Source organism: Vibrio sp. 10N.222.52.B7 (assembly GCF_041474275.1).
Classification (GTDB): domain Bacteria; phylum Pseudomonadota; class Gammaproteobacteria; order Enterobacterales; family Vibrionaceae; genus Vibrio; species Vibrio crassostreae_C.
Genome location: NZ_JBFRTU010000199.1, coordinates 909 through 1,203 on the forward strand (window position 1 = coordinate 909; position 295 = coordinate 1,203).

Below are 295 nucleotides of genomic sequence, written 5' to 3' on the forward strand. Positions count from 1 at the left end.
GTAGTTTTATTGTGAAGCCTTCTGACGAAACGCCACTTTCTGCTTTTGCTGTGGTCGAACTGGCTTACCAAGCGGGTATCCCTAAGGATCTACTTCAAGTCGTATTAGGTGATAGCCCAGAACAGATTGGTGAGCTATTCACATCACACCCATTGATCAAGAAGATCTCTTTTACTGGCTCTACTCGCGTCGGCAGTATCTTGATGGCTCAAGCGGCAAAAGGCATCAAACGCACCTCGATGGAGCTTGGCGGTAATGCTCCGTTTATCGTGTTTGACGATGCGGACATCGATGC

1 protein-coding gene is annotated in these 295 nt (G+C 48.1%); it reads left to right on the forward strand.

Translation table 11 applies throughout. From position 1 onward, the window contains the following. Window positions 1-295: aldehyde dehydrogenase family protein (locus AB4512_RS22360; protein ID WP_372175732.1), on the forward strand; the 295-nt coding region annotated here is incomplete at both ends.